The 6,698-nt window shown below is 65.3% G+C and carries 5 protein-coding genes; 3 read left to right on the top strand and 2 right to left on the bottom strand.

Annotation, left to right across the window (positions count from 1 at the left end):
- Positions 1-13: 13 nt before the first annotated feature.
- Positions 14-979, bottom strand: a complete 966-nt coding sequence (locus ACQREB_RS08675) for an RluA family pseudouridine synthase (RefSeq protein WP_427767773.1) — start codon at positions 977-979, stop codon at positions 14-16.
- 37 nt (positions 980-1,016) lie between these two features.
- Complete coding sequence (locus ACQREB_RS08680; protein WP_427767776.1) at positions 1,017-2,153, bottom strand: peptidylprolyl isomerase; 1,137 nt, start codon at positions 2,151-2,153, stop codon at positions 1,017-1,019.
- A 127-nt stretch (positions 2,154-2,280) separates the two neighbouring features.
- Between ACQREB_RS08680 and ACQREB_RS08685 the strand changes: the two genes are divergently transcribed.
- The 3 genes from ACQREB_RS08685 (at position 2,281) to ACQREB_RS08695 (ending at position 6,165) form a co-directional block, all read left to right on the top strand.
- Positions 2,281-3,351, top strand: coding sequence for a pyridoxal-phosphate-dependent aminotransferase family protein (locus ACQREB_RS08685; protein ID WP_427767779.1), 1,071 nt, complete (start codon positions 2,281-2,283; stop codon positions 3,349-3,351).
- Positions 3,352-3,437: 86 nt separating this feature from the next.
- Positions 3,438-5,318, top strand: coding sequence for an aminotransferase class I/II-fold pyridoxal phosphate-dependent enzyme (locus ACQREB_RS08690; protein ID WP_427767782.1), 1,881 nt, complete (start codon positions 3,438-3,440; stop codon positions 5,316-5,318).
- A gap of 241 nt (positions 5,319-5,559) precedes the next feature.
- Positions 5,560-6,165 (top strand): hypothetical protein, encoded by a 606-nt coding sequence (locus tag ACQREB_RS08695; RefSeq protein ID WP_427767784.1) that lies wholly within the window; start codon positions 5,560-5,562, stop codon positions 6,163-6,165.
- The last annotated feature ends 533 nt before the right edge of the window (positions 6,166-6,698 follow it).

Raw genomic sequence — 6,698 nt, forward strand, 5'->3', positions numbered from 1 at the left:
GACGGGAACGCCTTTACGCGCGGCGGACGAGGCGCGAGCCGAAGCGCCCGCGCAGGAAGTCCGCCAGGTTCGCGAAGTCCGGCGGCGGGAACGCCCTGAAGTCCAGCGGCTCGCCCGTGATCGGGTGCGCCAGGCTGAGGCGCGCCGCGTGCAGCATCACGCGCGGGAGCGGCCAGCCTTCGTGCCGGTGGACGAGCTTGCCGTAGGTGCGGTCGCCCAGAATCGGGTGTCCGATGAACGCGAGATGCACGCGGATCTGGTGCGTCCGCCCCGTGTGCAGCACGCAGCGCACGAGCGCGGCGTCCGTCCCGAATTTTTCTTCGACGAACCAGTCCGTGCGCGCGGGTTTGCCGTCTTCGCGCACCGCCATCTTCACGCGGTTGGTCGGGTGGCGCTCGATCGGTTCTCGGATCACGCCGGCGAGCAGGTCGGGCGCCTTGTCCACGAGCGCGAGGTATTCCTTGTTCAGCTCGCGCGCCTGAAATTTTTCCACCAGCGAAAAATACGCGGCGTCCGTCTTCGCGAAGAGCATCACGCCCGAAGTCTCCTTGTCCAGGCGATGCACGACGCCCGGGCGCAGCTCGCCGCCCGCCGTCGCGAGCCTGCCGCCCGTGCGGTGCAGCAGCGCGTGCACGAGCGTGTCGTCGCCCGTTCCCGCGCCGGGGTGCGTGACGACGCCCGGCTCCTTGTTGATCACGATCAGGTCGTCGTCCTCGAAAAGCACGTCCAGCGGCATTTCCGTCGGCGTCAGCGAGGTCTTCGGCGGTTCGGGGAAATCGATTTCGAGCGCGTCGCCCGCCGAGAGGGGCGTCTTGCGCGCGACGGCGGCGCCGCCGAGGCGCACGCGCCCGGCGTCCAGAATCTTCTGCACGCGGGAACGGCTCAGCTCCGGGAAGGCCGCCGCGAGCACCTTGTCGGCGCGTTCCCGCTCCGTTCCCGCGGGAACGACGAACGTCCTTTTTCGCGTATCCGTATCCATCAGAAAAATGCCTTTCGTCCGCGCGGGAACGCCCGCCTCAGTACCACTGCACGTAGAAGCGTTTCCGCAGCGCCTCGATCTTTTCGTCTCGCGCGCGTTTTTCCGCCATGGCGCGCAGCTGGTTTTCTATCTGCGCGCGCACTTCGTTGAGCGGCTTCACGCCCGCCTCGCGGTAGTCGTGGCGGCGGAAGATGATGAACATCGGCCGCCCGTTCGCGTCCGCGAGCTCGAGCACGTCCGTCACTTCGCCGTTCTTCACGGACTTGAGCTTTTCGACGACGGCCTCGCTGCGGTCCGCCACGGGCGCCCAGCCGACGTAGCCGCCTTCGGCGCGGAACTCGTCGCGGCTGTAGAGCTTCGCCGCGGATTCGAATTCTTCCGGCTTCGCGCGCAGGCGTTCCGCGAGGTTCTTCGCCGCGAGCGCGACCGATTCGTCCGTCTCCGCCGCGCCCGCGTAGATCACGATCTGCGAGTATTCGACGCTCTCCGGCGTCCTGTAGGCCTCGATGTTCTGGTGGTAGGCGCGATAGACGTCCATCGGCGCGATTTCGTCGGGAATGCTCCGCGCGATCATCCAGTTCTGATTCTGCTCGATGAGCGCGTCGCGCAGCTTTTTGCGCTCCGCCTCCGGATTGCTGCCGATCTTGCGCAGGAAGGTGAGGTAGCGCCCGCGGTCGCCGTCGAATTCGCGGTCGATGCGCTCGTTGATTCGCTCGTCGAGGTATTCGTCCGGCACCATGCCGCCGGATTCGTTGAACTCGCCGACGAGCAGATACATTTCCGTGAGGCGCGAGAGCGTGTCCCAGACGAGCTTTTCGCTCTTTTCGTAGTATTCCTGGCGGCTCTTCGCCTCGCGCCGCAGGATCATGTCGCCGCGCTGCGTCTCGCGCCGCAGGTCTTCCGCGAGAATGACTTCGCCGTTCACGTTCGCGCGGATCGAATCGCCCGTCGAGCGCGTGAAGTCGAACGCGAAACGTTCCGCCTCCGAAAGCCGGCGGTAGCGTTCCGCGGTCATCTGTTCGCGCTCGGGAACGCGCAGCAGATTGTCGTTCCGCTCCGTTTCCGCAGCGCCGACGCCGAGCGCCTTGTCCGCGTCCGCGCTCTGCTGCGCGCCCGCGGGAACGAGCGCCGCCGCGAACGCCGCCGCCGAAAAAATGCCGATCCTGAACTTCATCTTCTCTTACGCTAATGGGAAATCCCGCCCGCGGAAACTAAAATCCGCGCCCGCGTTCCCGCGCGGGAATAGCGTTGATTCCCGCGTTCCCGCGGCGGATAATCGGGGCTTCAGATTTTTCAAAACGATGGCTACGAAATTGTTCATTCCCGGTCCGACCGAAGTTTCCCCCGAAATTCTCGCCGCGATGGCGACCCCGATGATGGGGCACCGCTCCAAGGCGGCTTCCGAGCTCCAGCGCCGCATTTCCGACAATCTGCGCCGCGTCTTGCTCACGAAGAACGAAATTCTGCTCTCCACCTCCTCGGGAACGGGGCTGATGGAAGGCGCCGTGCGTTCCTGCACCGCGAAGCGCGCCGCGATGTTCTCCGTCGGCGCCTTCGGCAAGAAATGGTACAAGATCGCGAAGATGAACGGCGTTCCCGCCGACTTTTTCGAAAGCGAACCCGGCGAGGCGACCACGCCCGAGATGGTGGACGCCGCGCTCGCCACGGGCAAGTACGACACCGTCTGCATCACGCACAACGAGACTTCCACCGGCGTGCAGAACCCGTTCGAGGAAATCGCCGAAGTGATGAAGAAATATCCCGACGTCGTCTGGTGCGCGGACGCGGTCTCCTCCGCCGCCGGCGCGAAGATCGAGACGGACAAGCTCGGCATCGACGTGCTCGTCACCTCCACGCAGAAGGCGCTCGCGCTCCCGCCCGGCATGGCGATCTGCACGATGTCGCCGAAGGCGTACGAGCGCACGGCGCACGTCGAGAACCGCGGCTGCTACTTCGACCTGCGCGACATCTACGACGTCATTCAGAAAAAGGACTACCAGTACACGAACACGCCCTGCGTCTCGATCATGTTCGCGATGGATCTGCAGCTGCAGCGCATCATGCAGGAAGGCGTCGAAAACCGCTTCCGCCGCCACACGGCGATGGCGGAATACGTGCGCGCCTGGGCGGACGAATATTTCGGCGTCTTCGCGAACCGCAAGTATCTTTCGAACACGCTCACCGTCATCAAGAACACGCGCGGCGTCAGCGTCGCCGACCTGAACAAGGAGCTCATCAAGCGCGGCATGCAGCTCGGCAACGGCTACGGCGACTTCAAGGAAAAGACCTTCCGCATCGCGCACATGGGCGAGCTCACGATGGACGACATGCGCGCGATCACCGAGAACATCGTCGACATTCTCGGGCTGTGAGAAAGCTTAAAGCTTAGGGCTTAGAGCTTAGAGGGAATCCTTCTTTAAGCTTTAAGCCTTAAACTTTAAACTTTCGTCTTTCCGTCATGCAGACGATTTTTGTTTCGGGAAACGACACGGACGCCGGAAAGACGCACGTGCTCGGGCAGGTCGCGGGAACGCTCGCCGCGCGCGGGCTCGCCGTGCAGATCGTGAAATTCGTCGAGACGGGAATGCCGCGCGACGATTCTCCCGGCGACGCCGACCGCGCGCTCGCCGCCGCGCGCGAAATCGCCCGGGGCGCGGGAACGCTCGCCGCGTTCCGCCTCGCGCGCTACTCGCAGCCGCTCGCGCCGACGGAGGCCGCGCGGCGCGACGGCGACGTTTTTTCCGTCGAGGAGACGGCGGAAAAGCTCCGCGCGCTTCCGCCGTGCGACGTGCGCCTCGTCGAGGGCGCGGGCGGGCTCGGCGTTCCCGTGGGCGACGCGGGAACGGACTGGGCGGACTTCGCGCGGGAACGCGCGGACGCGACGCTGATCGTCATCGAAAACCGCCTCGGCGCGATTTCGCAGGCGCGTTTTCTCGCGGCCTACTGCGCGGCGAAAGGCGTTCCCGCGCCGCATTTTTGGCTGAACGAAATCCGCCCGCAGAGCGAAGGCGTGCTCGCGTCCAACGCGCTCGAAATCCCCAAGACGGGCGTTCCCGTCGTCGGGCGGAGCGCTCCCGGCGGGGAATTTTCCGCGGGAGGTCTCGACGCGCTGCTGTGCGCGGGAACGCCGCGCGCGGACACGGGCGCGCCCGTCGCCGCCGCGCCGGAAACGGATTCGCCGCGCTTCGCCTTTTTCCGCGAAAAGCTCGCCGCCGTCGCCGCGCAGGGGCGGGAACGCGTGCTCGCCGCCGTGCCCGCGCGCGCGGATTTCGTCGATCTTTCCGCGAACGATTATCTGAGCCTCGCGCGCGACGCTGCGGTGAAGGCGGGCGCGATCCGCGCGGTCGGCGCGTGGGGCGCCTCGTCGAGCGCGTCGCCGCTGATCACCGGTTACCGGGAAATTCACGCGGAGCTGGAGCGCGAGCTGTGCGCGTGGCTCGGCTTCCGCTGCGGGCTCGTCTGGAACACGGGCTACGCGGCGAACTGCTGCGTGCTCGGCACGCTCCCGCAGGCGGGCGACAGGATTTTCGCCGACAGGCTCATCCACAACAGCATGATCGCGGGCATTCTCAAAAGCGGCGCGCGGTTTCAGCGCTACCGCCACAACGACGCCGCGCACCTGCGCGAGCTGCTCGAAAAGACGCGCGCGGAGGGCTTCGCGGGAACGACGTTCGTCGCGACCGAAAGCGTGTTTTCGATGGACGGCGATTATCCCGACCTTGCGGCGATGGCGCGCCTGCGCGAGGAGTTCGGCTTCGTCTGGATCGTGGACGAGGCGCACGCCACGGGCTGGTTCGGGAAAAACGGCGGCGGGCTGATCGACGCGCTCGGGCTCGCGGGCGAAGTGGACGTGCTCGTCGGCACGCTCGGAAAATCGCTCGGCGCCGCCGGCGCGTATACGCTTTTCAACGACGAAACGCTGCGGCGCTATCTCGTCAATTTCGGCGCGGAGTTCATCTTCTCGACTTACCTGCCGCCGGCGGCGGTCGGCGCGGCGCTCGCCGCGGTGCGCCGCGTGCGCGATTTTTCCGAAGAGGAACGCGCCGCGATGCCCGCGCTCTCGCGGCGCTGGCGCGCGCGTCTGCGCGAAATCGCGCCCGGCGTGCCCGACGGCGATTCGCCCGTCGTTCCTGTGCCCGTCGGCGCGGAGACGGAGACGATGCGCGTCGCGGCGCGTCTGCGGGAACGCGGCTTCCGCGTCGGCGCGATCCGCCCGCCGACCGTTCCCGCGGGAACGTCGCGCCTGCGCCTTTCGCTGAACCGCACGCTGACGGACGCGCAGCTCGAACGCTTCGCCGAGGCCCTGCGCGAAGCGCTCGCTTCGCGCAACGAACAGTGAACAATGAATAATTCATTCCGCAGTTTTTCTTTGAACAAAAAACGTTGAGCAAAGCGTTATTCACTATTCATTGTTCACTGTTCACTGCTCCCGTCTCTTGTCACCTGCCACTTGTCACTCTTCGCTCATGCTTTCCGAATCTTCCTCGTCCGCAAAAACCTAAGCAAAGCGTTATTCACTATTCATTATTCACTATTCATTGTTCACTGTTCACTGCTCCTGCCACTTGTCACCTTCCCCTATGATTTCCGAATCCGCATCGTCCGCCGCCGTCGTCCTTTCCGGCTGGGGTATCGCGCCCGAAGCCGTCGCTCCGCTTTTTCCCGCGGGAACGCGCGTGCTCGCGCCGACGCGCGAAAACGTCGCCCGGCTCGCGGGAGCGCCGCGCGTCGTCGGCTATTCGTTCGGCGCGCTGCTGCTGCTCGACGCCGCCGCGCGCGGCGAATTTTCTTGCGCGGACGTCGTGCTCTTCGCGCCGTTTCTCGCGTTCCCGCGCGAGGCGGGCGCGGGCGGCCGCGTCTCCGCGACGCAGGTGAAGTTTCTGCGCCGCTGGCTGAAAAAGGACGCGCCCGCGGCGCTCGCGGATTTCTACGCGCGCGCCGGACTCTCGTTCCCGCCGCCTGCGACGGGCGACGCGCCGCCGTATCGTATCGAAGATCTGGATGCGGGGCTGGAGATCCTCGCGACGGCGAAGCTCGACGCCGTTCCCGCCGCCGCGCGTTCGTGGGAAATCGTGCTCGGCGAAGCCGACGCGCTGCTCGACGCTCCCGCCGTCGCCGCGACCTTTGCGGAAAATCCCGTCCGCCTCGTCCCCGCGGGAACGCACGACCTCCGCACGCTCCTCTGAGCGCGCGAAAAACCGCGAAAGGAGGGTAGGCGTCCCGCTTGCCCTCTTTTTCAACAGGGATTTCTGGGATTTTAAGGGATTTGATTCAGTCCCGGGAAGCGCCCCGCCGGGGAACGGGAAAAATATGCGCCGCCTCACGACTGAAGGCAGGAATGCCTTCGCCCCCGTGTTCCCGCATGAAATGCGGAACAAAAATAACCCCATGCGGCGCGACGCCGCTTGGGGCTGGGCACGAAGCGAACACGCGCCTGAAAGGCGCAACTTCCCCCAAAGCCGCCGAGGCACGGAGATCTTTTAGGAACCGCGAATTTCCGCGAATGAGCGCGAATTCCACCGAAGGGCGATTGTCCCGCTTGCCCCGAAAATCTCCCCGCAGAAACTTCCCTTTAAGCTTTAACCCTTAACCTTTAAGCTTTCTTCCTTCCTCCGCCTTTCGCCGTCCCTCCGATTAAGAATACCGTGGCAAGAGGAAAGTTTTAACCACGGAAAACACGGAAAAGCACGGAATTTGTCATTTGGCGAAGATTCGCGGG

Origin of the sequence: Candidatus Spyradosoma sp. SGI.093, assembly GCF_050314555.1 — a bacterium.
Classification (GTDB): Bacteria; Verrucomicrobiota; Verrucomicrobiia; order Opitutales; family UBA953; genus Spyradosoma.